The organism is Photobacterium sp. DA100 (genome assembly GCF_029223585.1).
Classification (GTDB): Bacteria; Pseudomonadota; Gammaproteobacteria; order Enterobacterales; family Vibrionaceae; genus Photobacterium.
Genome location: NZ_CP119424.1, coordinates 253,775 through 276,623, shown reverse-complemented (window position 1 = coordinate 276,623; position 22,849 = coordinate 253,775). Strand labels below are relative to the sequence as shown.

Annotated in this window: 17 protein-coding genes, 1 tRNA gene and 2 pseudogenes; 10 read left to right on the top strand and 10 right to left on the bottom strand. The window is 48.1% G+C overall.

Annotation, left to right across the window (positions count from 1 at the left end):
* Nucleotides 1-138: 138 nt before the first annotated feature.
* The 3 genes and pseudogenes from PTW35_RS18960 to PTW35_RS18950 form a co-directional block, all read right to left on the bottom strand.
* The gene (locus tag PTW35_RS18960; protein ID WP_281029101.1) at nt 139-1,539 is read right to left on the bottom strand and encodes an alpha-amylase family protein; all 1,401 of its coding nucleotides are present in this window, start codon (nt 1,537-1,539) and stop codon (nt 139-141) included.
* Nucleotides 1,540-1,983: 444 nt separating this feature from the next.
* The gene (locus PTW35_RS18955; RefSeq protein WP_281028512.1) at nt 1,984-2,940 is read right to left on the bottom strand and encodes a hypothetical protein; all 957 of its coding nucleotides are present in this window, start codon (nt 2,938-2,940) and stop codon (nt 1,984-1,986) included.
* Nucleotides 2,941-3,642: 702 nt separating this feature from the next.
* Nucleotides 3,643-3,861 (bottom strand): annotated as a pseudogene (locus PTW35_RS18950) (tryptophan synthase subunit beta); the annotation flags it as partial.
* 79 nt (nt 3,862-3,940) lie between these two features.
* On the opposite strand from PTW35_RS18950, the gene PTW35_RS18945 reads away from it, so the two are divergent.
* The 6 genes from PTW35_RS18945 to PTW35_RS18920 all read left to right on the top strand — a co-directional run bounded on the left by PTW35_RS18945 (nt 3,941) and on the right by PTW35_RS18920 (nt 11,902).
* Nucleotides 3,941-4,492: a membrane dipeptidase gene (locus PTW35_RS18945; RefSeq protein WP_281028511.1), complete on the top strand. Its 552-nt coding sequence runs from the start codon at nt 3,941-3,943 to the stop codon at nt 4,490-4,492.
* 444 nt (nt 4,493-4,936) lie between these two features.
* The gene (locus tag PTW35_RS18940; RefSeq protein WP_281028510.1) at nt 4,937-6,940 is read left to right on the top strand and encodes an EAL domain-containing protein; all 2,004 of its coding nucleotides are present in this window, start codon (nt 4,937-4,939) and stop codon (nt 6,938-6,940) included.
* 152 nt (nt 6,941-7,092) lie between these two features.
* Nucleotides 7,093-8,451 (top strand): diguanylate cyclase, encoded by a 1,359-nt coding sequence (locus PTW35_RS18935; RefSeq protein ID WP_281028509.1) that lies wholly within the window; start codon nt 7,093-7,095, stop codon nt 8,449-8,451.
* Nucleotides 8,438-9,751 carry a glycosyltransferase gene (locus PTW35_RS18930; protein WP_281028508.1) on the top strand — a complete coding sequence of 438 codons (1,314 nt, stop codon included), beginning with the start codon at nt 8,438-8,440 and terminating at the stop codon, nt 9,749-9,751. Before PTW35_RS18935 ends, PTW35_RS18930 begins: the two co-directional genes overlap by 14 nt.
* A 3-nt stretch (nt 9,752-9,754) precedes the next feature.
* Complete coding sequence (locus tag PTW35_RS18925) at nt 9,755-10,789, top strand: HlyD family efflux transporter periplasmic adaptor subunit (RefSeq protein ID WP_281028507.1); 1,035 nt, start codon at nt 9,755-9,757, stop codon at nt 10,787-10,789.
* Nucleotides 10,790-10,885: 96 nt separating this feature from the next.
* Entirely contained in the window at nt 10,886-11,902 is a 1,017-nt protein-coding gene (locus tag PTW35_RS18920; protein WP_281028506.1) for a manganese-dependent inorganic pyrophosphatase, read from the top strand.
* A gap of 83 nt (nt 11,903-11,985) precedes the next feature.
* Here PTW35_RS18920 and PTW35_RS18915 read toward each other — a convergent pair whose 3' ends face one another.
* The 6 genes and pseudogenes from PTW35_RS18915 to PTW35_RS18890 form a co-directional block, all read right to left on the bottom strand.
* Nucleotides 11,986-13,287: a serine hydrolase domain-containing protein gene (locus PTW35_RS18915; RefSeq protein WP_082060509.1), complete on the bottom strand. Its 1,302-nt coding sequence runs from the start codon at nt 13,285-13,287 to the stop codon at nt 11,986-11,988.
* Nucleotides 13,288-13,620: 333 nt separating this feature from the next.
* Nucleotides 13,621-13,711: transfer RNA gene (locus PTW35_RS18910), tRNA-Ser, on the bottom strand.
* A 117-nt stretch (nt 13,712-13,828) separates the two neighbouring features.
* Entirely contained in the window at nt 13,829-14,524 is a 696-nt protein-coding gene (locus tag PTW35_RS18905; protein WP_281028505.1) for a DUF4336 domain-containing protein, read from the bottom strand.
* 112 nt (nt 14,525-14,636) lie between these two features.
* Nucleotides 14,637-15,281 (bottom strand): HAD family phosphatase, encoded by a 645-nt coding sequence (locus PTW35_RS18900; protein ID WP_044621525.1) that lies wholly within the window; start codon nt 15,279-15,281, stop codon nt 14,637-14,639.
* Between the two features lie 53 nt (nt 15,282-15,334).
* A pseudogene (locus PTW35_RS18895) lies at nt 15,335-15,625 on the bottom strand (VOC family protein); the annotation flags it as partial.
* Complete coding sequence (locus tag PTW35_RS18890; RefSeq protein WP_281028504.1) at nt 15,612-16,505, bottom strand: LysR family transcriptional regulator; 894 nt, start codon at nt 16,503-16,505, stop codon at nt 15,612-15,614. The gene PTW35_RS18890 and the pseudogene PTW35_RS18895, both read right to left, overlap by 14 nt.
* A 206-nt stretch (nt 16,506-16,711) precedes the next feature.
* Between PTW35_RS18890 and tyrS the strand changes: the two genes are divergently transcribed.
* The gene (gene tyrS, locus PTW35_RS18885) at nt 16,712-17,896 is read left to right on the top strand and encodes a tyrosine--tRNA ligase (RefSeq protein WP_281028503.1); all 1,185 of its coding nucleotides are present in this window, start codon (nt 16,712-16,714) and stop codon (nt 17,894-17,896) included.
* Nucleotides 17,897-18,116: 220 nt separating this feature from the next.
* On the opposite strand, the gene PTW35_RS18880 is transcribed toward tyrS, so the two are convergent.
* Nucleotides 18,117-18,845: a hypothetical protein gene (locus PTW35_RS18880; protein WP_281028502.1), complete on the bottom strand. Its 729-nt coding sequence runs from the start codon at nt 18,843-18,845 to the stop codon at nt 18,117-18,119.
* A gap of 317 nt (nt 18,846-19,162) precedes the next feature.
* On the opposite strand from PTW35_RS18880, the gene PTW35_RS18875 reads away from it, so the two are divergent.
* The 3 genes from PTW35_RS18875 to PTW35_RS18865 all read left to right on the top strand — a co-directional run bounded on the left by PTW35_RS18875 (nt 19,163) and on the right by PTW35_RS18865 (nt 22,840).
* Nucleotides 19,163-19,624 carry a GNAT family N-acetyltransferase gene (locus tag PTW35_RS18875; protein ID WP_281028501.1) on the top strand — a complete coding sequence of 154 codons (462 nt, stop codon included), beginning with the start codon at nt 19,163-19,165 and terminating at the stop codon, nt 19,622-19,624.
* 150 nt (nt 19,625-19,774) lie between these two features.
* A complete protein-coding gene (locus tag PTW35_RS18870; RefSeq protein WP_281028500.1) occupies nt 19,775-20,377 on the top strand; it encodes a thermostable hemolysin in 603 nt (200 codons plus the stop codon).
* Nucleotides 20,378-20,455: 78 nt separating this feature from the next.
* Nucleotides 20,456-22,840: an AMP-binding protein gene (locus PTW35_RS18865; RefSeq protein ID WP_281028499.1), complete on the top strand. Its 2,385-nt coding sequence runs from the start codon at nt 20,456-20,458 to the stop codon at nt 22,838-22,840.
* Nucleotides 22,841-22,849: the final 9 nt, after the last annotated feature.

Genomic DNA, 22,849 nt, shown 5'->3' with positions numbered 1-22,849 from the left:
CTTGCGAGCATTTCAGAGAAATGTGATCACGACGATTTAGCTTGCGGAAATGGCCCGGGGAAAACTCACCGGGCTACAGCAAATCTGTCTACTTATAACTAAATGATCCTGTTCATGATAGATCAGGCCACATTGTGCTTAGAGCATATACATTCTTGCCGTGCGCGCAGGAATGCTGAACGTATGATAACGAGAGCTTACCGTTTCAGTCGCATCAGAAAGCGTGTCCTGATATGACTGATACCAGTTGAATTCATGCTGATACGTATCGACAGTATGGCTGCGTTCTTCGCCACACTTGTTAATTCCGACAACGCCTTGCTTACCACGTTTAAAAATAATTAGGCACTGGTCACTGTGCAGTACCGTCATACCTTGCCCCTGCATAGCATTATGGAAAGCAATCATGTTTTTCATATCTGTTTTATTCCAGACATCTGCCCAACGGCCATTGTCTTTATCTTCGCTATCAGGTAGTTCATCACTGTAAATAAGTGGCGTTCCCCCATCTTTACCAAGAATATAAGCATAAGCGAGTGCTTCATCTTCAGGATCCATGATCTGATAACGGAAACCGTCATTGGTAGGAATGTCATGTGTAATAGTAAAAGTGACTGCTCTAGCGTTATCCAGTGCCTGGCCATAAGCTTGTGGATCATGCAGTTTTGTCATGCTGCCATCATAAGAGAACGCAGAACGGATTGATGCAAACAGAGGAAAATCATAGGCTGCATGATCGGTATTATTGAGGTAGGGTTCCAAAAATACCTCATAACTTGAATCTCCGGCTCCACCGCTGGTAATGACTTCACCAAACACATGCATTCCAGTAGTAATTTCGGCGGTAAACACTTGATCTATTTGGTACTGGCTCATGTGTTTTACTGCGTCAATTCTAAATCCAGTTACCCCCATCTGCTTCAGAGCCTGAAGGTATAATCGCTGCTGCGATACAACCCAGTTATTCGGGTCAAGATCAGGCAAACCGCGATCACCTTCTCCCCCGCAAAGGCGCCAGTACTGTACATGACCTGGGTCTCCCCAGTCAGAGATACACCCTTCAGGATGAAAGTCATTTGCAGAGAAAATGTTTTCGCTTAAGTCGCCAAATAGGGTCTGTTTCGCATAATATTCGCTATTTGCTGCGTAGTCTGCGAGTACCTCTGCTCCCGGGTAGTTCAAGTCTTCCCGCTTCCAGGTTTCATTCGCCATGTGGTTCAGTACAACATCGGCATAAACTTCTACGCCGTGCTGTTTAAGCGTATCAATCATTGCTTGAAAATCTGTTTTGTTGCCCAGAGGAGAATCAATAACCCGAATATCCTGTGGCTGATATCGAGCCCACCACTCAGTTCCTGATGATTTTAATGTTGGTGAAACCAAAACCTTTTTGTAGCCAATGTTGGCGATTTCAGCAGCATTAGCCGTAATATCTGAGTATTTCCAGTTGAAGGCATGCAAAATAGTGTCAGCATAAGCAGTGGAAGAAAGGCAGCCTGTAGCAAGAACGGCTGCGAGTAGTGTTTTTGTACGCTCCATCATAATCCTCTGTTATAGGTGTCTCTGTCTTGGGATTGATAAGAGCATACCGACCACATAACGGAGTAAAATTTTGTTATGTTCTTTTTGTTTTATCACACTCTGTAGGGCTAAATGTGGTAGCAATGGGAGTTAGCGTACATTTTGTAATCAGCTCTGCTAAAGTCGTGGCAATACCCAGAAGATAAACACGCGCCTTTGTATTCGTGTTCTTATCGCCTTGTTGAGCGCACTATTAGACACGCTCAACAAGGGGCGGCTACTTGCTAGCAATAGCCGCTGGTTTTAACGAGGTGATAAAACGTAATTGAACAGAAACGTGTCAGTGACTATGCTAATTTAGCGAACGATGAATTACTACATGTACATCAAAACCTTGTTTTTACTACTTAAGATCAAACTAAATTTTTAAGCTAGATCTAAATAAATTAGATCTAGCTTTTTTTAATTTGCCTTAAACATCATGACAGTATTATCTTCGACTCTAACTAAATATGGGAATGGTGAGATGATGCCTAAATTAATATCAGCTTTAACCAACTCGGGATCATTAGAGTAGTTCTTGCCAAGGCTACTTTGGGAGCGCCATGTATATGCAGGTTCATAACTATAAACACCACTTAAACCTGAAGCTATTGCCGCTTCCTTGAGCGACTTACCCGCAACATAAGAGACAACAAAATAGTTATCTGCCTTAGGCACACCGTCAATATCTAGTGTGCCATGTATTACTTTGGGATTCCAAATAAAGCCATCTTTTCTTACATGGCATTCCCGATACTCTTTGGGTGCATCAAGCCATAACGGTGTAAAATCCTCACTCTCTAAATAATTTTTACAGTCATCATCTGCATTATTCCATACTGTAATAAACTTAGTGATATCACCAAAAACACTTTCCTCATACTCAAAAATGGCATACTCATTTTCTGTGTATGCATCTTGAATTATTGATTTTAATTTATTATTTGTTCTTAAATATGCATCCTCAGTTGATTCTTGATTAGAGAATGGCTCAATAAACAATAAAGTATCCCCCTTGTAATGACCAAACAATTTATCATACTTTGATGTACCAAAGAAAAAAGATGCAGTATCAAGTACCGATAATGTCTGAGTCCAGACCAAAACAGCCCCTAAAGAAACAGCACTATTGTGTGTATCAATATTCTTATAATAATCTTTTGATAATTCATCAAGATTATTATGCCTATCAGGTTCTTTTTGAGTACCAAGGTACATTAACTGCATCGCAGTACTATACTCTTTATTTTTATCATGAGATTCAATGACGGCTTTGTCAGAGTTAATTGCTTTTTTCTCTACACTATCAGCTAATCTTGCTGTCGTACAACCAGAAAGAAATATACCGCTAACACATAAAGCTATTACTTTGTTCATTAATTTAACCTTTTCCTTGGCGTTATAGTTTTAAACTGACAATATATCATCATGATAAGCAACTTTACACATATCGTAACTGGTAATTTGATGTCGTACAAAATATGGATAATATTGATTAAAAGTTGAAAGGCTTAACACTTCTGCAAGTGACCACACATTCATCAACAAGGGAAGTTTTCAAACTACCTACTCACCTTCATAAAAGTAATTGGTTATCTAACGCAGTCTAGAAAGGCAACTGCCTTTATCAATCAGCTAGCCCTCCTGTCCATAAATTTACCGCCCAGGATGCTAACTATTAGGGTATCGAAGTAGATGAACTTGAAACACTACCAAAGGTATGTAGGGTTTAGCGCTTCAAACCATATTAGCAAAATATGGCATTGCTACGTCAACAGGACTGAAAAAGAATTTACTTAAACACCAAAGGGGCAAATCTAAGCTACACCATTAGCCAAAGGCAACTGTGATGATATCGTTTGATGAAGAGCCGGCACCGAGCCCCAACGAGGCGAGATCGATATTTTCAACGACGATATTTTGCTGCGAGGTATCACTCACCGCGACCGATAAACTTACCGCCGCGCCAGCATCGATCCCAGCAGTGATGTTATTGAGCAGACGCTCAAGATCGTCCTCGCCGTTATCCAGCAAGAAATCGGCGGCGCCGTCACCCACACCGACTTGATTGACGGTATTGACCAAATCATCCAGCCAATGGTTAATCATGTGGTCACCAGTATGGTTGATTTCTTCACGCTTGAGGTAGATTTGCGTGGCGTACTTCGCCGTTAGGTTCGCAGTATGGAAGATAGGGCAAGGGCGGCCAACGAAGTGTTTACAGAGGCGAGTCAGTTCTGCTTGGAATTCTGGATCCTTGCGGCACTCATCCTAGGCTGTCGTGATTTCCGCCATCACAAGGATTTATACGCCAAGGTTTAATAGCAACTTTGCAAGCATTACAGAGAAATGTGATCACTATGATTTGGCTTGTGAGATGAACGAAATTTACGAGACTAAAACAAGGGTGCCGGATACAAATGCAGTCTGTATTGATATCGCAAAGTACTCGACCAAACCGGTTATAGCATCGCATTCAAATCCGGATCACTTTGTGAATATTACCCGCAACATTAGCGATGAGGCCATTGTTGCAATTGCGAAAACGGATGGTGTCGTCGCGATTAACTTCCTTGGCGGTTGGCATAATAAAGACGGTGACGCCTCGCCTGAAGCGCTTGCAAAATCGGTCAACTATATTGCAGAACATATTTCGCAAGAGACGGAAAAAAACGGTCGATTACATACGGGATTTGGCTCTGATTACATCCATACCTATGAAGAAACCTTAAATTTTACTATTCGCAATCCTGACAAATTTAATCCTGAAAATGGTTATGCTTCAATCACAGAAATGGCATTTGCGATTGACGCCTGGGGCGTTGCCAAAGTACTGGAAGAACAATACGGTTGGGAAGAAAAAGAAATACGTGGTTTCTTGGGCGAAAACCTCCTTCGAGTCTTTAAAGCAAACTGGATCAACGGGTAACTGAAACCTATGGCTTGTATAAATAGTGAAATATTATTTCTAATCCACGAGCAATAAGGACAAATACCCCAGCTTTCTTTAACTTTCTAATTTAATTAATTAAAAAACGAAGAAGTTTTCAAAATAAATATCAGTTCAAGACCTCATTGCTTGGCTATTTCCGTCGGTGAGATTGTATTCTCACCGTTCTTTTGGCTGCCAATATCTGACTAAATACTCAAAGCATCCCGCAGGATCCCAAACTCGCTACGACATCATTTCAAGCGATACCCTAAGCTTCTACCAAAGAGTCCTGCTGCCTATAATACATAAGTCATTTATCGTTTTCTTTATCGGCAGCACGAGTGTACTCCACTGGAAGAGGTCAATGTATTCTCCGGTTGGGCTGGCTGCGTTTTTAGCTTAATTTCGCTATCTGGGGCAAGTAGGAGGCAATGCGTTACAATGTCACTCCATCGCCAGCTATTGTTAGGGTTGAGCCTGCTATTCCTGCTACTGCTGGCAGGGATCGCTTTTAGCCAGTTTACCACCACGCGCAGCTATTTGGTTGAACAGCAAACCCTCGAAATTGATAACGCCATCCATGCGGTCGGGCTGGCCATCTCCCCCTACCTCGAACAGGATGATACTGTCGCCATCGAGTCGGTGATCGACGCCATCTTCGACGCCAGCCTGTACCAAAAAGTCACGTTGCAGCTGCTGGAGGGCAATATCATTATCGAACGGTCCTCCCCCTCCCAGCCAAGTGATGTCCCGCACTGGTTTCGGCAATGGGTCAACATCCCTGCCGTGACCCGGCAAAACACCCTGACCAGCAGCTGGCTCCAGTATGGAAAAATTACCGTCACCAGTTATCCAACGCTGGCATACAGCAAGCTGTGGCAAAGCAGCTGGCAACTGCTGAGTACATTCATCATCGGCTTTGCTATCGGCGTACTGGTCTTGAAGCTGTTACTGGATCGATTCGTCAAAAAGCCACTGCGCCAATTACAGCAAAAAGCCCATGCCATTGCCGACCAGCACTTTGGCCAGCCACTGCCCGCACCATCGACCAAGGAGTTCATCCCGCTGACCCATGCCTTCAACCAAATGGCGACCAAAATTGAACAGCACTTCAACCAGCAAGCCCAAGAGGCCGATCTGCTCCGAAAACAAGCGTATCAAGACCAGGAATCCGGGCTCAATAACCGCAAGCGGCTGCTCCTCCACCTGGAAGACTGGCTAGAGCAAGACACCGCCGGGACTATTGTGATAGTGAGACTAGAGGCCATAAGCCGGCTGCGGAGCCAAAAGCACTTTCCGCAGGCGGCCCAGCTCGCAGAAAAAGTGGGGCACCACTTAAAAAGTACGGCCTCAGCCCATGCGAAACTGGGGCGACTGAGCCACAGTGAATTTATCATTATCCAGCCAGAGCAGGCTGATGCCATCGACGAAGAACAAATCACCCGTACATTGCAGAGCCTGCTCGATCAGCTCAGCCACATTCAAACTAGGTGTTCCCCAAAGAGCCTCCAGCCCGTTTGTGGTGGTATTATCACCAAACAAACCCGAAGCTCACTGGCGGTGTCTGCGCTGCTGGCCCAGTGCGATAATGTGCTATCCAAGGCCCAACACAGTCCTAGCCGATTGGCTGCTATTCGCCATCAAAAAGGCCCGCTCCCCAAAACTGAAGACCAAGGCAATCAAACGCCACACCAGGCATTGCAACAGATGCATCAACCCGAGCATCTGCTATGGGGTAAGCAGCAATGGCTCGAACTGTGCCAAACCGCAATCGACAGTGACCACATTACCCTGTCCTTCCAAACGGTCAGAGACAGCCAACACCACCCCCTTCACCAAGAAGTCTTTGCGGTACTCAAGCACCAAGAGCATTGCTATTCCGCCCACCTCTTTATTCCGGCCCTCAATGCCCTCAGACAGACGTCGCCGTTGGATCGCCATATTATCCAAAAGGCAGTTCATTACCTGTCACTTCACCAAACTTTTCTGGCGATCAACATCGCGCCGACGTCGATTGCAGATACCGAATTTATCCAATGGCTCGACAGTTTCCTCGCCGAGCATCCTGTCGTCAGCCAGCAGCTTATTTTCGAATTGCCCGAGATCGCTTTTCTCGAAGAGAGTGCTCAAACCCGGCTGCTGTGCCTGGTCCTCGACAAACACCAGTTTACCTATGGCATTGATCATTTCGGCCACCATTTCGAATCGGTTGGCTACTTACGTCAATACCACCCCAAATATGTCAAAATCGATACCGATTTTACCCGCCAGCCAACCGAGGCAGTTCAGCACGATGCCCTCAGGGCACTGATTCAGACGGCGCATCATCGCAATATCAAGACCATAGCAACCCGGGTTGAACACCAACCTCAATATCAGGCACTGAAAAGCTTGGGGATTGTCGGCTTCCAGGGCCACTACATCACGGTTCACAAAAGCGTGTAGGTCCAAACTGCGAAACCGTTACCAGACTCAATTTTGCCATTCGTTTTGTAGCAAGTTTAGGAAACCAAGTTTTCTGAAGTTCACTATCTTTTGTTATTAGCTGTTGTTGATTTGACCTCTATATACCAATTACAAACCATTGGGGCCGATCTATGCTATTTACCGACAAATGCTTATATTGGCTTGGAAATAACGCCCCCGAGGCCACTTTATTTGAGCAAGTTGGCGTTGTTGGCACAGTGGAAGACCTGCCTGATATTTGGGGCGGTATCTTGTGCATCAACCTTGATGTCCCCGAAGAGCAGAACCAAACGCTAACTGCGATGTTCAACCATCCCAAATTCTGGTCATGGTCTACGTACGTCGTGCATAGTAACCCATACAGTGACTGTTTGATTGACGGGATATTCAATGAGCAAACAGCCTTCGAGCACTGGCAAAACACCAAGGTCAAACTCAGCAAACTGCCAGAATTAGAGAAAATCGAGCCACTGGTTGGCTGGCTTGGCATTAACCGGCAACGCAGAGTAAGACCCGTTAAGCTGCTCGATTCACTATCAATCTATCGCTACCCCATCATAGAGGTTCTCTACCCTGAGCTGAATTCGAGCTATCGGTTTATTCTTGCCGAAGCTAAACGAGAAATATTGGAAAACGACATCCTCATTGACCGCATAAGAGTGTGCAAACAATGCAATAGCGGCCACCTTAACTATGTCGAAGTCTGCCCTAGCTGCAAAAGTATCGACATCGACGTACAGACCTCTCTCCATTGCTTTACCTGCGGACACGTTGGTGACCAACAAAGTTTTCTACGTAAAGGAAAACTAGAATGCCCAAAGTGTATAACTCAACTGCGCCATATCGGGGTTGATTATGACAGGCCATTAGAGACCCACATTTGTCATAAGTGCTCTCATTTGTTCGTGGAAGCAGAAACTATCAGTCAGTGCCTCAGCTGTGAGGCACAAACAGAAATAGCGGAACTGATTGTCCAAAAGATTTATCAACTTAAACTGGGGCAACTCGGTGAATATGTCTACCAACATGGCAAAATGCTGCAGGCACCGGAACTGTCAATCAAGGGCAAAGTCGATGCCGGTTACTTTGAAAATATCCTACTGTGGCTAAACAAGGTCGCCTTACGCCATGATGAAGAGCACCTGCTACTAAGCATGCATCTCCCCGGGCTGGAAAAATACAGCAACCTTTATGGGGACAATAAATTGTTTGCCCTGTTAGACCAAATTACCAACAGGCTCAACGGCCTGTTTCGCGATACCGACATATGTTGTCAGTACAAGCAAGATCTTCTCTTGGTCTTGATGCCTAAAACCAAGATATCAACCATGCCAGTCTTGCAAAGCAAAATAGAAAAACTTAGCCAATTGATTGAAGACGATCTTTTTACTCTCCATGTCTCCGCATTCAAAATACCGGATCCTAGGATTAACGACGGCATCAAGGTGTGGCTCGCTGAAACCGTAGGTAACATTTATGCTGCAAGATAGCATCTACATTTTTGAGTACCTATTTCTCGTCCTGCGAGATAACCATGAAGTATGGCTGCTGCTGTTTCCGATGTTAATCATCGTTGAACTACCGCTATATCTACTGGTTGTAACGGGGATTTTCCGCTGGGCTTCCCAGCCCCCCAGCCCCTCTCCTCGTCATTTTCCCAGTATCAGCTTTATCATTACTTGCTACGGCGAAGGTGATGCCATTCAAATCACAATCGATACCTTAATTGAGCAAGTTTATCCGGGAGCCATCGAAATACTGGCAGTCGTTGACGGAGCAAGTCAGAATAAAGACACCTACCTTGCCGCTATGCGCAGTAAACAATTCCATAGCCACAAAAAAGACCGAAGAATCTATGTTATCCCTAAATGGCAGCGCGGTGGGAGAGTATCGACCCTCAACGCAGGGCTAGCCATGGCGAAGGGCCAACTTGTCATCAACGTCGATGGGGATACCTCGTTTGATAACGATATGGCCTATAACATGGCGCAGGTATTTTCTTCGCCCCACACTCTCGCTTGCGGCGGCGCATTGCGGGTCAGAAACCATACGGCGAACCTCCTCACACGTATGCAAGCGCTGGAATACATGTTATCTATGCAAGCCGGGAAGACAGGTATGGCAAACTGGGGGGTATTGAATAATATATCGGGGGCATTTGGAGCCTTCAGAACAAAAATTCTCAAACAAGTCGGGGGATGGGACACCCATACCGCCGAAGATCTCGATCTCACCACACGCCTGAAACAATATAAGGTTCGCTACCCCCATTACAACCTGGCATTTTCCCCCCACGCAGTTGGTCATACCGACGTACCCGATACCTTGAAAGGGCTGATCATGCAGCGTTTGAGGTGGGACGGCGATCTCCTCTTTCTGTTCCTTCGCAAGCACAGCGAAGGATTGACGCCGTCATTGCTGGGCTGGGGCAACTTCATTTTCACCTTGGCATACGGAGTGATCCAAAACGTACTGCTGCCCATCATAGTTGCCGGCTATACGATATACATTACCTTGGCTTACCCGCTCGGTTTTGTGCTGGCCCTCTCCATGCTGCTGTACTGTATTTACCTCATCTTTTCATCGCTATTCTTTATTGTTTACTGCGGCTTGGTGTCTGAGCGAAGCAGTGATTGGAAAGCGGCTGTATGGCTGCCAATTTATCCTATTTATCAATTTATTATGCGCCTTCTCACCGCTTTTGCCATGATCAATGAAGTCGTCCGTCGCAGCCATGAAGAATCGAGCATGGCCCCCTGGTGGGTACTAAAACGAGGAAAAAGATTCTAAACGATGAAAGTCAAATTCCACCTCGACAAGCAGCAAAAACCCCAGTCAGAAAGCGGCGTCAAAGTCGTTTACGGGCAGGCAAAGCGTGGCGGATATAAACTGCGCTGGTACCTGATCCTTGCCTTGGTCATCAGTCCGCTGCTCATAATGGGGTACTATCTGTTTCGCACCCAAGTGCTGGTGATTGCCCCAGCGATTATTACCTCCTATCCGGTAACCATCACCTCTGCTGAGAATAGTCTCGTGGCACCATTGCCGACAGTTGTTGGCAACCAAGTAACAAAAGGCCAAGCCATTATATTGCTATCCGACCCCGCGCTTGATGAAGAGACACACTTTATCGAGAAAGAGTTACTCAAGCTCACGCCACCCTCACCGAACATCGACAAGCTCTACCAGGCTGCAATTGCACAGTCAGAGCAAAATCTGCAGAAATTCAAGCAAATCCAAGCAAAGTATGACAATTTCAGAACCAAAGGGCAGGTCTCTGAGGTTGACTACGCTGCGATAATCAACATCAGCAGCTCCCTCAACAATCAACTCTACAACCAAAAATTGGCTTACATTGAAGCCCTGCGCCATTTGCATGAAGTAACCCTTGCAGGCCCTGTAAGCCAGGCCCATCGCCGCTTAATGCAAGAGCTGGTCGTCAAACGAGCCCGACAAGATAACCTGACTATCCGTAGCCCAATCGATGGACGAATCATCGATATTCACGTATTAGAGGGAGAAAGAATAACGATGGACACGCCATTGATCACTGTGGCGGAAAATATCACTCCTGAAATTGTTGCCTTCCTCAATCCAAAATACCTGAAGTTCGGCGATCTCGGCAACAAAGCAACTGTTACCTTCCCCGACGGAAAAAAAATGGACGCCGTCGTCAGCAAGCCTGTCGAGATCGTTAACAAACTACCGCAGGAGCTAAGGCGCCCGTTTGAAGGACAACCGGCATACCTAAAGATCACCCTGCGCTTCGAAGGCGACCTAGACCCCAGGTACTGGATTGAAGGCATGGAGGTCGAAGTTCGATTTTAATCATTGCCATATATAAAGCTAACGCTTTGAAATATTTATGTAAAAAAACAAAGGTAGTTTTGCTTCACTCTCATTGAATTTAATAGGGAAATTACCGTGAAGCTTTCACCTCTCGTTGCTGCTGTACTCATATCGACCGGTTCGCCCAGCCATGCCTTCGATCTACAGTATCCCGCGAACAATAATACGGACAACTTGGTTTGGACCGGTCACCTAAGCCCAGATACCGACACCGTCGTTTCAGCCATGCTGGCAGCTCACATCTATGGCGGAGAAGCGACGGTACCAGAGAAGATCAATCCGGAGTCTGAGTTTGTTCTCAGCTACTGTAACGCCGAACCGCCTCGCATCGAGTCAGACTACAAAAACGTCCAAATAGGCCTGGTCGACTTCAACCAGACCACTCAACTCACGCCAACCATTGATCAGAACGCTATCGTTGCCGTTATCGACCACCATGCCATTGGTGGCTCGCCAATCAATACCCCACAGATTGTCGCCATGGATATCCGAGGCTGGGGCTCAGCAGCAACGATCTTGGCAGACAATGCCACCAAACTTGATATTACCCTGCCCAAGCAGCTCGCCTGTGCCGCTTTAGGGGCTATCTTGTCGGATACCGTGCTCTTCCAGTCTGCCACCACCACCGAATACGACAAATACTACGCAAAGCAACTTGCTGACCTGGCGGGTATCAATGACATAGAGGATTTCGGCCAGCAGATGCTGATCGCCAAATCAGATCTCAGCCACCTTTCCGCCAGCACCATTTTGACCATGGACTACAAAAATTTTGAATACGGCGGCAAGAAAGTTGGTATCGGCGTGGCAGAAACCCTCACCGCCCAGCAACTACTCGACCGCAAAGAAGAGCTGCTGGCAGCCATGCGGGCATACAAAAAGGCCAATCAACTGGACCATCTGTTCTTCTCAATCACCAACACCAAAGACAAAAAAGCCAACCTGCTATGGGCTGATAGTAGCGACTTAAAGGTGCTCAAAATCGCTTTTGACGCGACAGATCTCGAAAAAGATATGCTGACGCTTGAAGGGGTAACGTCTCGTAAGCGCCAGATTGGCCCAGCCATCCAAAATGCTGTTGAGAGCCTGTAACCCACACAAACGGAAACCGCTGATATCAGCGGTTTCCTTTGGCCATATCCAGAATGGGGGGCAACAAAATTACTGCGTGCTTGCTAAACCACTTTAAGGGAAGAGCAAAGCTCCTCAATTAGCTGCGAACGACGCCTGAAATCCACGAAAAAGTTATTGATTAGCAATACCACGCCATTTCCGCTGTGCGGATCAATCATCACCCGAGAAAGGATACCCGGCCCTCCTCCGTCATGCCCCCAGAACACACCATGTCGGGGGGGTGCAAACTGGAACCATCCCAGCCCCAGCTTGCTGCCGGTGATGGCATCCTGCCGGTGGACTTTCCACATGCGATCTAACGTTTCTCTTTGCAGCAATCTGGTTTTTGCATGTGGCAAAAAGGACTGAATAAATGCCGTCAATGCATGAGTCGAAGCGCCGAGTAAAGCCGCAGAGCTGAACGGCGAGAAGAACTGGCAATCGGCCATCGAGAAATAACTCTTATTGCCTACTGCCGCTATCTCGCTAGTTCCCATATATCCCCGGTCTTGCATACTCTTGGTATAGACCGCCATGACAGGTGGCCGAGGACTGTTTTTTGCTTCATACGGCGTGATAATTTTTGCTTGGTTCAACACATCTTTTTGCCACCCGGCATCCTCAATACCCAACGGTAAAAAAATACGCTTGCTGGTGTATTCCTCGAACGACTGTGATGTAACCTGTTCAACCATGTAAGCAGCAAGCATGGCATTTAAGTTGGAATACCCCGCCACAACGCCCAGTGGATCAGGTGTTACATTGGCAAAATCACCGGGACGGTAATTATCGAAAACAAGCTCGGAGTTATAGTATGCCCCCTCGGGAGCAAGGTATGCCAGTACCCAGGCGTTCAGGCTCTCTTGATAATCTTTACAGAACAGATCGGCCATAATGTCCGGTGCAGAGGTCATCCGACGGGAAGATAGCGAGGAAGAGTGGGTCAGTAAATGGTATGGCGTGATTGGCGTGTCCGGAAAGCTGGGATTTCGCAGCGTGAACCCCAGATAGTCACTGATGTCACCATCGAGTTGTATCGCCCCTGTTTCCACCAGTTGCATCAATGCAGTCCAGGTAACCAACTTCGATACCGAGCCCAGAGTCGGCCAGATACTGTCGAGTGATGCGGGGGTTTTGCTTTCCAGATCTTGGTAACCGAAACTTTTCGCCCAGGCAAGCTCGCCGCTTTTTATGACCGCCGCACTGATGGTCGCCGCCGGCAAAGCCGTTAAGGCATCCTGGAACATTTCTTCGAGCACCTGTTCAGGCGCTTTATTCTCGGCAAGGGCCCAAGCCCCTACCCCGCCGACGACGCCAGCCAACCCAAGCCCTTTGAGTACCGCTCTTCTCGATAAACTGCCCATAAACTGACCTCTCAAGTGAAAAGCCACAAAATAGCAACGATACAAAAGGAATGTACGCACAAAACCGCGAACATTGGAGCCACCACTCTAAAGTCAGCCTTTATAACACCTATCTCATTGATAAAAGTGATTTAGTTATTAACCAGAGGTGCCCTTGTGCAAGCTATGCATTTCTGCAAGCCCGCAGAGTGTGGCCGAGAGATAGGGTTTACTTCGCCCTGCGGCCGTTGCTTTACAGCGCCTTTAGCTAGCAACGTTGTCTCGCTTCGCTCAGCTGAACCCTAGATTCCAGATACAAAAAAGCCGCTGATTTCTCAGCGGCTTTTTCTAATGTGGCGGAGAGATAGGGATTTGAACCCTAGATACGCTATTAACGTATGCCGGTTTTCAAGACCGGTGCTTTCAACCACTCAGCCATCTCTCCGTAAGTGCGGTGGATAATACGGCGTTCTTTGCACGCTGTAAAGTAGAAACTTTACCCCAGACAATTAAGTGCTCACTATCGCAACAGTACGCTGAAATTCGACACTATATCTCTCAGTTATGAGGCAAATCTTGAAGACAAATTGGCAAAAACTGTCTGGGCATCATCTTCTATTATGTCGCCATGGGTGACGATAATCTTGTCAAAGTCCCACTCCTGCACACTTTGGATAAAACGATAGAAAGCCGGTTTATCCTTGATGGTAAACCCCATTTTCAGAGGAGGGGCGACGCAGCGCCCTTTGAAGCCAATCGGCTCAAAGACATATTTAGTCATCGCGCCAGCCAAGCCGTTATGAGTAGTATTTTCAGGGTAGTTTTGCACCAAGTCCGTCACGATCAAAGATTTTGAGCGATGATGAAAGAAAACTGTTTCATTGAACAGCGGCACCGACGGCATGGTTTGCCACTCCAAATCATCTTGCCATACATTCTCCATCCCACGCTGTAGGATATGGTAATTAGATAGCGGTACTTTACGGGGGATCCCGGCGCTGACGTACACCTCGGCATCGGGATAGGCTTCAATCCAATCCTGTAACCATTTACTGTGGTGGTTATTGGCCGCAACCAAGAAACAGACAGAGCCAAGCTCATCAATTTGCTGCTTGAGCGCAGGAGAAATCGCAGTGGGTGAATGTACCCAGAGGCGACCGTCGCTCAGCCGGATAACCGTCATCCTCAATCCGAGCTTGGTACCCAACATCTTCATTGAGTCTTCGTGAACCCAAATACCATCACCTATCTGTCGCATACCTTCCCCGCTAGTTAGTTGTTTCTATTCAACATTTAACTATAGTGCCAGAGGCTGGTGCAAAGGCATGCTTTTCAGATCACAGATTCATCAATTTCCCCATGGTCAACATTTAGAGGTATGGCTTAACTTCCAGTAAGGAGTCAACAATTGACGTGGCTCTTGACACGATATCTTCAGCTGGCGCTAGCAAATCCGGGATCATTATCGCCTGGCAGCCGGCATCAAGCCCCGAGCGCATGCCATTGTTTGAATCTTCCAGCACCAAACAGCTCGACGGGGTGATATCCAACTGGCCGCAAGCCATCAGGTAGCAATCCGGAGCCGGTTTACCGTTTGCTACATTTTCGGCCGTAACAATGGCGTCAAACTGCGAGATATAATCCGTACCGGCAAAATGGTGGGTGACCTTCTTGATCGGCGAAGAAGTCACAAGTGCACACTTCAGCCCGTTTTGCTTAATATGTGCAAACAGCTCGGCAAAGCCTGGCTGGTATGGAATACCCTTGTCCTGCTCGGCACTAAACATGGCGTCTCTCACTTGGCAGAAGCGCTCGAGATCCAATGCTTCACCAAACTTTATCGCAACCCGTCGCTCACATTCTTCATCTTGCACACCAATAAATGATTGATAGTCTTCATCGGTTAGCACAAGTCCTTGCTCGTTAGCCGCTGACTGCCAGCAGGCCTTATAAAGCCCTTCGGTATCAAAGATCAGGCCATCCATGTCAAACAGTACCGCTTTTACTTCCTTCATATCCTTCCTCAAAGTTGGTGTGTGCAGATAGTTGCCACGCTAAATGATGTCATTCACAGCGTGATTTCCAACCGGTTTCCTTCAGGGTCAAGTACAACGCTCTCATAATAACCATCGCCGGTTCGCCGCGGACCGTCTACGACGTTATAACCATCATTGGCTAAACGGGCGGTTAATGCATCGACGCCTTGCTCGGAGCCAACCGACATCGCCATGTGTATCAGCCCGGTAAACTGGGCCATTGGATCATTCGCAGTCGCGGGAATCGCATCATTGTGCATGATTTCCAGCCGGGCACCTTTATCAAAACTCAAGAAATAGGAGGAGGTCCTACAACCTCGGCTTAGCAGCAAGCGTCTTCTCGAGGATCTGCAACAATGCTTGGCGTACCGGCCCCTCCGAATGGCGGCGCGTTTGGATCACATCTACCGTTGTCAGCCAACCATCGGGTTCGTAGGCAAGATCCAACACCGCCAGCTTGCCTTGTTCTACATAGGATGCCGCTAAGCTTTCAGGGACGATAGCCCAACCGAGACCTTGAGCCGCCAACTCCAAGAGCAACTGATGGTTATTGGCATACCATACCTGCGAACTGATCGCATAACTGAACCACAGCTCCTTGCCGCTGGATGAGCGTTGTACGATCTGGCGGTAGTTACGCAGATCGTCATCTTTAAGCGCCGTTTTATGCGCCAGAGGGTGTTGTGGGGCAGCCAGGGTCAAAAACCGGTTGTAGCCCACCGTAGCAAACTCGGTATCTTCCAATATTTTGCCGTCAGAATAGACCACACCGATATGCGCCCTTCCCTCGCTGACCATCGCCTTGATGTCGAAAGTCGAAGCCGAGATTAACTCGATGCTGGTCATCGGGTACTGCTCACCGACCGCAGTGATCTGCCCCAGCAAATCCGGTTCAACCACACTTTCTTCTATCGCGACCACCAGCTCATGCTCTTCATCGGCATCCAGGGCCATCACCTTTTGATCCAGACGCTGTTGCTGCAGCAATATTGCACGGGCGATTGGCAACAGCGCTTCTCCCTGGGCTGTCAGCGTGGGCATATTGCTTGAGCGGTCAAACAAGGTTTGATTCAACGCGATTTCAAGGTTCGACACCGACTGGCTTACCCCCGACTGTGCCCGCAGGTGCTTTCTTGCTGCCGCCGAAAAAGACCCACACTCGCAAACGGCGACAAACATTTTCAATTGCTCAAAGCTATACATAACTGCTGATTCACACCCTTTCGTTGTTTACCCCCAGCCATCACGATGTGTGATAGCTGCTAACTTTCGTCCTGCAATATTTTTGCTACGCTGCTCTACCTGCGTGGTGATGGATATTAGTACATAAGAATACTAACAGACACTTTCCTTGCAATCACAGTATCAGAATAAATGATAGGTAACACCCAACTATTGGCGGAGCTACGATGAACATTGACCAAGCCCTTGCTCTTATCCACCGAGGGGCAGAGCAAATTACCCCTGAAAAAGCATTAATCGAGAAACTGAAGAAAGACCGACCTCTGGTGGTCAAGCTTGGTGCCGATCCTACCGCGCCGGATATCCACCTCGGCCACACTGTCATTCTGAACAAGCTTCGACAGTTCCAAGACCTGGGCCATAAGGTTGTCTTTCTTATTGGCGATTTTACCGGCAAAATCGGCGATCCGAGCGGCAAGAATACAACCCGCCCACCACTGACAACAGAACAGGTGCTTACCAACGCCGAGACCTACCAGCAGCAAGTGTTCAAAATACTCGATCCGCAAAAAACCGACATCGTATTTAATTCACATTGGCTGTCCAAACTTGGGGCTGAAGGCATGCTGAAACTCACTGCTAGCCAAACAGTCGCTCGAATGCTGGAGCGGGAGGACTTCAAAAAACGATTTGCCGAGCAGCAATCTATAGGTATCCATGAATTTATCTACCCACTGCTCCAGGGCTACGACTCGGTAGAATTGAAAGCCGACATTGAGCTGGGCGGCACGGATCAGACCTTTAACTTGCTGATGGGGCGTGAACTGCAAAAGCATCACAACATGGAGCCGCAGGTGGTGATCACCATGCCGCTGCTGGTCGGCCTCGATGGCGTGAAGAAGATGTCCAAATCAGCCGCCAATTACATTGGCATTACCGAATCGCCAGAAGAAATGTTCGGCAAGTTGATGTCAATTTCAGACAACTTGATGTGGAACTACTTCGAGTTGCTGTCTTTTCGCCGCATAGATGAAATTGAACAGTTCAAACGGGATATCGAATCCGGCCGCAACCCAAAAGAAATCAAGGTACTCTTGGCCAAAGAAATCGTCACCCGCTTCCACTCGGAGCCAGAAGCTGATCATGCTGAGAACATGTTCAACCAACGTTTCGCCGCAAAGATAATGCCAGACAACTTAGAGACGATTGAATTCCAGCATGGACTGACGCTTAGCCAAGTGCTAAAGCAAGCGAAATTAACGTCATCAACCTCAGAAGCCCTGCGTCTCATTCGACAGGGGGCCGTGAAAATAGCAGGCGATAAGGTCGAGGATCCATCGGTAGCCCTACCTGTCGGTGAACAAATCGTCCAAGTAGGCAAACGACGTATTGCTAAAATTAAACTAAGTTGACGCAAAACCGTTGCTCTTAGCGCTGAGCCACCATGCACAGCTTTGTTTAACCTATTGCTGGCTATCAGGCATTTAAGGATATTAATCTCCCCCCTTATTGCTTATAGCCAGTGCTATCAGGAAAGTAATACCTTTCGATTCTTCTCGAACGATTGAATAAGCACGATGCCTTGCGGTTACAGGCTGTTGCCATTATCCGTTAACGTAGTATTTCCAAATTTTAAAAATGTAATTTATCTACTTCATACTCTCTGTCGTACAACCAGTCAACCACATCAAATTCACATAATGATTGCTGGAAGCCTATCACTTCCAAGTAAGAACCCTGTATTGGCATAAATATATGGTTATTTTTTATTGTGAGTGCCTGCCCAAAAGATAAGCTAGCCATTTTTAGTAAGTAAACATTAAACAAGTTAGCATCTAAGGGGTAACCATAGAGATCATAACTATCCACCAACCTATGCAGCCAATAATCTGGATTATTTTTCTCTATGACACCGTTTCGATAATCTGATTGGGTTTCAGACAATATCGGGCATAGCCAATTATAAATGTCATCAATCGATGCCTTGTTGAGGTGGTTATACAGCCCCTTAATACCCAACATATACAGTACATCAGATAAAGGCCTTAAAGACTCCCGCTCTTTCAATAGCGCATCAATTTCGCTCGATGACTTAAAGCCATAGAGTATGTGAGCCTGACTTAATCCTACAACCCAGTTGACATTTTTTTCATTTTCATTATCCGCCAAAAAATAGTAGCTGGATTGTGGCCTTTCTACATTTTTAATTCGCAAACGATGCGAATTAAATTTTGCTTTGTTATCTTTTTGTTCGCCATTAACAGTAAATTCAGCATTCGATGTTTCTATACTGTGCAAGTCTGTCTTAAGCTCTTTTAAAGTTAGGTTTGTCTTATCATCAGGGGATACAGCATGTAGCATATACCTTCTCCATGGTATTTACACTTTAAAATTCCCACACATAATCATTCTATCAATAAACACCCATGGACATTGAGCACTCACTAGAAAATTAACAAATAATCTTTTGCTTAAATTGTTAGTAATTTTTTCTGCCAGATTAACTTAATCTCCACAATTAACAACACTGGCATTCTGAATTGGAATATATTTTAGGTAATCACACAAGTACGAAATTTTTTAATCCATCAAGAGAATTAAAAACACAATGATATTCCTTTGCGGGTAAATTATTTAGAATGATAAGACCAATGACACTGTGACAAGGAAGAGTGCGCATGATTCAGCAAGCAAAATTCAGGGATATCTCCGACATTATTACCCTTACAGGCCGGGCAATCAGATCATGTGTTGATGAGCCGGAACATATCCAGGATGAACTTATCGCCAGTTGTGCTGACAGTATTTTATGGTGGCGCACGCACCCAGACAGTTCTTTACACTATGTCTATCGTATCGATGGCAGCGTGGTTGGCGCGATATTGGTTAAAGAGTACTGGAACCTATCTAATTTATTTGTTGATCCTCACTACCATCACCAAGGGATCGCGCGGCAGCTCATCGACGCAGCCGTTGAAGAGTGCCGAGGGCGCTCCCCCAAGCAAGCAATCCTCCTCAATGCTTCGAGGTATGCCGTGAACTTCTATCAAAAGCTCGGCTTTGTCCCCAACGGGCCCGCTAGGGACTTACCCGGCGGTTGTTTTCCTTATATTTTTCGCTTTGAACCAGTGAAGAATTAACCTACTTTCTTTCAACGAGTTAAACCAACTACGGTACAACAAAAAAAGTCTATTTCTTAACAAAATTTATGGCGCTTTATATTTCTTAAGCCTTTCTTAAGTTTTCCCCTCTAATTTGAACACAACGGATAACGTTTAGGGGAAACGCCAATGCTGTCAACCTTCCAGCTTCAGCTCATCGGTAGCCAACATCCATTGCGCAGAGATGTCGAGGGGTATATTGCCGAGCGCTACAGACTAGCATTCAATGCCAATGTCACCGACTTCATGCCGTTGCTGCTTGCTGTTTTCAATAAACAGCACCAGCTTAAATCAGCGTGCGGCATCCGTGTCGCCAGTACCGGGCCCTTGTTTCTTGAGGGATACCTTTCAGCGCCCGCAGAAACCTTAATAATGAGCGCCGGCCAACAACGTGTTGAGCGGCAACACCTTATTGAAATAGGCCAGCTGGCGTCATTCTCCCAAGGCTCGGCACCTTTACACTTCTTACTGCTGACCCAATACCTTATCGAGCAGGGTTTCGAGTGGTGCGTATTCACCGCCACCGATCCGCTCTATGCCATGATGCGGCGTCTCGGCCTTGCCCCGATTCAGCTCTGCGAAGCAAAAGCCGAGCATGTCGAAAATGCCAAGCAGATCTGGGGCAGTTATTACCGCCACCACCCGAGGGTCTGCTGCGGCTATCTTCCCAGCGCCTATCAGCAACTGTCGAAGCGCTTGGGCGCCCTAAGCCAACAGGTTGAAGCCGGATAACCCTTTTCACGCACCGCAACCGGCCCTGAACGCCTGCCGTCCGACCACAATAAGCCACGCATTTTGGAGTTAAGCACTATGCCGCTACATAACGAGATCAAATATGCGTCAGAGGTTCTCGCTGCAATTGCCCACTACGCTGCCACCCAGCCAGCGGCTATTGCCCTGCAAGGATGCGCAGCGAGCAGTACACGCTCTCCCATGCTCACGCTTACTTACCGGCAGCTCTGGCAGGCCATCGTGTCCTTGCAGCAGACGTTCGAGACATACAATGCCGGACGGATTGCCCTGCGGCTAGAAAACAGCCTGGCCTGGGCGATAGCTGATCTCGCTGCGATAGCTGCTAACAAGGTTCTTGTTCCTGTCCCGGCTTTCTTCCATCCCGCCCAAGTCGGGCATCTGCTGGATGAGGCAGATATCGCACTGTTGGTGGGCGACTGGCCCGAAGCACTGCTCGAAACCTTGCCAGACCCATACGGCGAACCGCTTGCGTTGTCGCTTCACCCAGAGCTCAGGGAGCCCCTTATCCTGCGAAGCCGGATAACAAGCATCCGCCAGGCTGACAGCGCTTTCGCACAACTCCCGGCCGGTACCCGTAAAATCACCTTCACCTCCGGCTCTACCGGGCATCCCAAAGGCGTTTGCCTGGACCAAGATCTGCTCGACAGCGTCAGTGGCTCGCTGGCACAGCAGTTACAAGGGAAGAACGCCCCCGCCCGCCACCTGGTGATCTTGCCGCTGACAACATTGCTGGAAAATATCAGCGGACTGTATGTACCGCTCCTGCTGGGGATCACCTCGTTCATCCTGCCAGGCGAGCAAGTCGGCTTGACGGGCTCAGCCCAGCTCGATGCTGCGCGATTTGCCGCGGCCATCGCCCGGTTCCGCCCCGAGAGCCTGGTACTGACACCGGCCCTGCTTAATGCACTGTGCCATCTCTGCCAGCAACAGCCAACGCTGGCCGAATCTCTCAAGTTCGTGGCTGTCGGTGGTGCCAAAGTTGCCCGCCCCCTACTCGAGCATGCCCAGCAGTTAAATATTCCGGTCTTCGAAGGTTACGGGCTCTCCGAATGCGGCTCGGTGGTCAGCTTGAACACCCCTGCAAACCACCAGCCTGGCAGTGTCGGCCAACCCCTTCCCCACTGCTCAGTTCGGATCAGCGAAGAAGGGGAAGTCATCGTCTGCGGTCCCTCTATGCTCGGCTACACCCGTGACAGGCCTTTGGCTCCGCTGGGGGAAATCCGCACCGGAGACTTAGGTTACCTCGACGCACAGGGGTTCCTTCACATCACCGGCCGCCGCAAAAACGTTCTGATCACCCGATTCGGCAGGAACGTGTCCCCGGAATGGATTGAAGCCGAAGCGCATCTCCATCCGGCCTTGCAGCAGTCTGTTATCGTGGGCGACGGCTGCGACAAACTCGCCGCAATCGTCGGTCTGGCCCACGGTACCAATATCACCACCCAGAAAGCAGCTATCGAACACGCGATTGACCTGCTGAACAGCGGGCTCCCCGATTACGCCCGCATCGGCGGGATCATCATCACATCCAGCTTCAGCGCACAACCCAGCTTGCTGACAGCGAATGGTCGCCCACGGCGTGACATTTTTACCCGACGATTTACCGCACCGCTATGCCAACTTCAAACCCAGTGGTCCCATGCCATGCACAACATTATGCAGACCAAGCCCATGACTCTATTTGCCTTTTCGGAGAACAGCCTGATGACTAGTGACGTAACCCGCGAGCTCACTGCAACACCGTGCTTTTTTGACCAACTAGAACAACAAACCCAAACCGCCCGTGAGCAGATGTACCAAGCTCCCGTGTTCCACGCTGTCGGCAAAGGAGGAATAAGCCACGCCACCTACACCGCCTTTCTGACTCAGGCCTATCACCATGTCAAACACACGGTACCTCTGCTGATGGCTTGTGGTTCAAGGCTGCCAGAGCAATACGAGTGGCTCCGACAGGCCATAGGGGAATACATCGAGGAGGAGAAAGGGCACCACGATTGGATCCTCAGTGATCTCGATGCCTGTCACGTCGACACGGCGCCTGTTCGCGCTAATACCGGAGCCGGCAAAGTAGGCTGCCATATCGAATTGATGGTCGCTTACCTCTACTACCAAATCGACCGAGGTAACCCTCTCGCCTTTTTCGGCATGGTGTGGGTACTTGAAGGAACCAGTGTCGCCGCCGGGGGGCAGATGGCCGCACATATTCAGAAGACCTTGGAGCTGCCTGACCAAGCAATGACCTACCTGATGTCACACAGCGCCCTCGACCAACAGCATATCCAACTGTTCGAGGTGCTCATGAACCGGATCACCGATCCTGCCGATCAGCAAGCCATTGTTGACGGAGCGAACATGGTTTACCGGCTGTATGGCGAAATGCTGGCCCAGCTTCCGCTAGGCGAAACAGCCGCCTCCGCCACCGAACAACATTCAGCCGCATAGAGGTAGGCC

Coding starts and splice junctions, on each gene's coding strand:
- PTW35_RS18865 (WP_281028499.1), top strand. CDS start 20,456: ATGCCGCTACATAACGAGATCAAATATGCGTCAGAGGTTCTCGCTGCA.
- PTW35_RS18905 (WP_281028505.1), bottom strand. CDS start 14,524: ATGCGACAGATAGGTGATGGTATTTGGGTTCACGAAGACTCAATGAAG.
- PTW35_RS18955 (WP_281028512.1), bottom strand. CDS start 2,940: ATGAACAAAGTAATAGCTTTATGTGTTAGCGGTATATTTCTTTCTGGT.
- PTW35_RS18875 (WP_281028501.1), top strand. CDS start 19,163: ATGATTCAGCAAGCAAAATTCAGGGATATCTCCGACATTATTACCCTT.
- PTW35_RS18870 (WP_281028500.1), top strand. CDS start 19,775: ATGCTGTCAACCTTCCAGCTTCAGCTCATCGGTAGCCAACATCCATTG.
- PTW35_RS18890 (WP_281028504.1), bottom strand. CDS start 16,505: ATGTATAGCTTTGAGCAATTGAAAATGTTTGTCGCCGTTTGCGAGTGT.
- PTW35_RS18940 (WP_281028510.1), top strand. CDS start 4,937: ATGTCACTCCATCGCCAGCTATTGTTAGGGTTGAGCCTGCTATTCCTG.
- tyrS (WP_281028503.1), top strand. CDS start 16,712: ATGAACATTGACCAAGCCCTTGCTCTTATCCACCGAGGGGCAGAGCAA.
- PTW35_RS18925 (WP_281028507.1), top strand. CDS start 9,755: ATGAAAGTCAAATTCCACCTCGACAAGCAGCAAAAACCCCAGTCAGAA.
- PTW35_RS18915 (WP_082060509.1), bottom strand. CDS start 13,287: ATGGGCAGTTTATCGAGAAGAGCGGTACTCAAAGGGCTTGGGTTGGCT.
- PTW35_RS18960 (WP_281029101.1), bottom strand. CDS start 1,539: ATGGAGCGTACAAAAACACTACTCGCAGCCGTTCTTGCTACAGGCTGC.
- PTW35_RS18935 (WP_281028509.1), top strand. CDS start 7,093: ATGCTATTTACCGACAAATGCTTATATTGGCTTGGAAATAACGCCCCC.
- PTW35_RS18880 (WP_281028502.1), bottom strand. CDS start 18,845: ATGCTACATGCTGTATCCCCTGATGATAAGACAAACCTAACTTTAAAA.
- PTW35_RS18900 (WP_044621525.1), bottom strand. CDS start 15,281: ATGAAGGAAGTAAAAGCGGTACTGTTTGACATGGATGGCCTGATCTTT.
- PTW35_RS18930 (WP_281028508.1), top strand. CDS start 8,438: ATGCTGCAAGATAGCATCTACATTTTTGAGTACCTATTTCTCGTCCTG.
- PTW35_RS18945 (WP_281028511.1), top strand. CDS start 3,941: ATGAACGAAATTTACGAGACTAAAACAAGGGTGCCGGATACAAATGCA.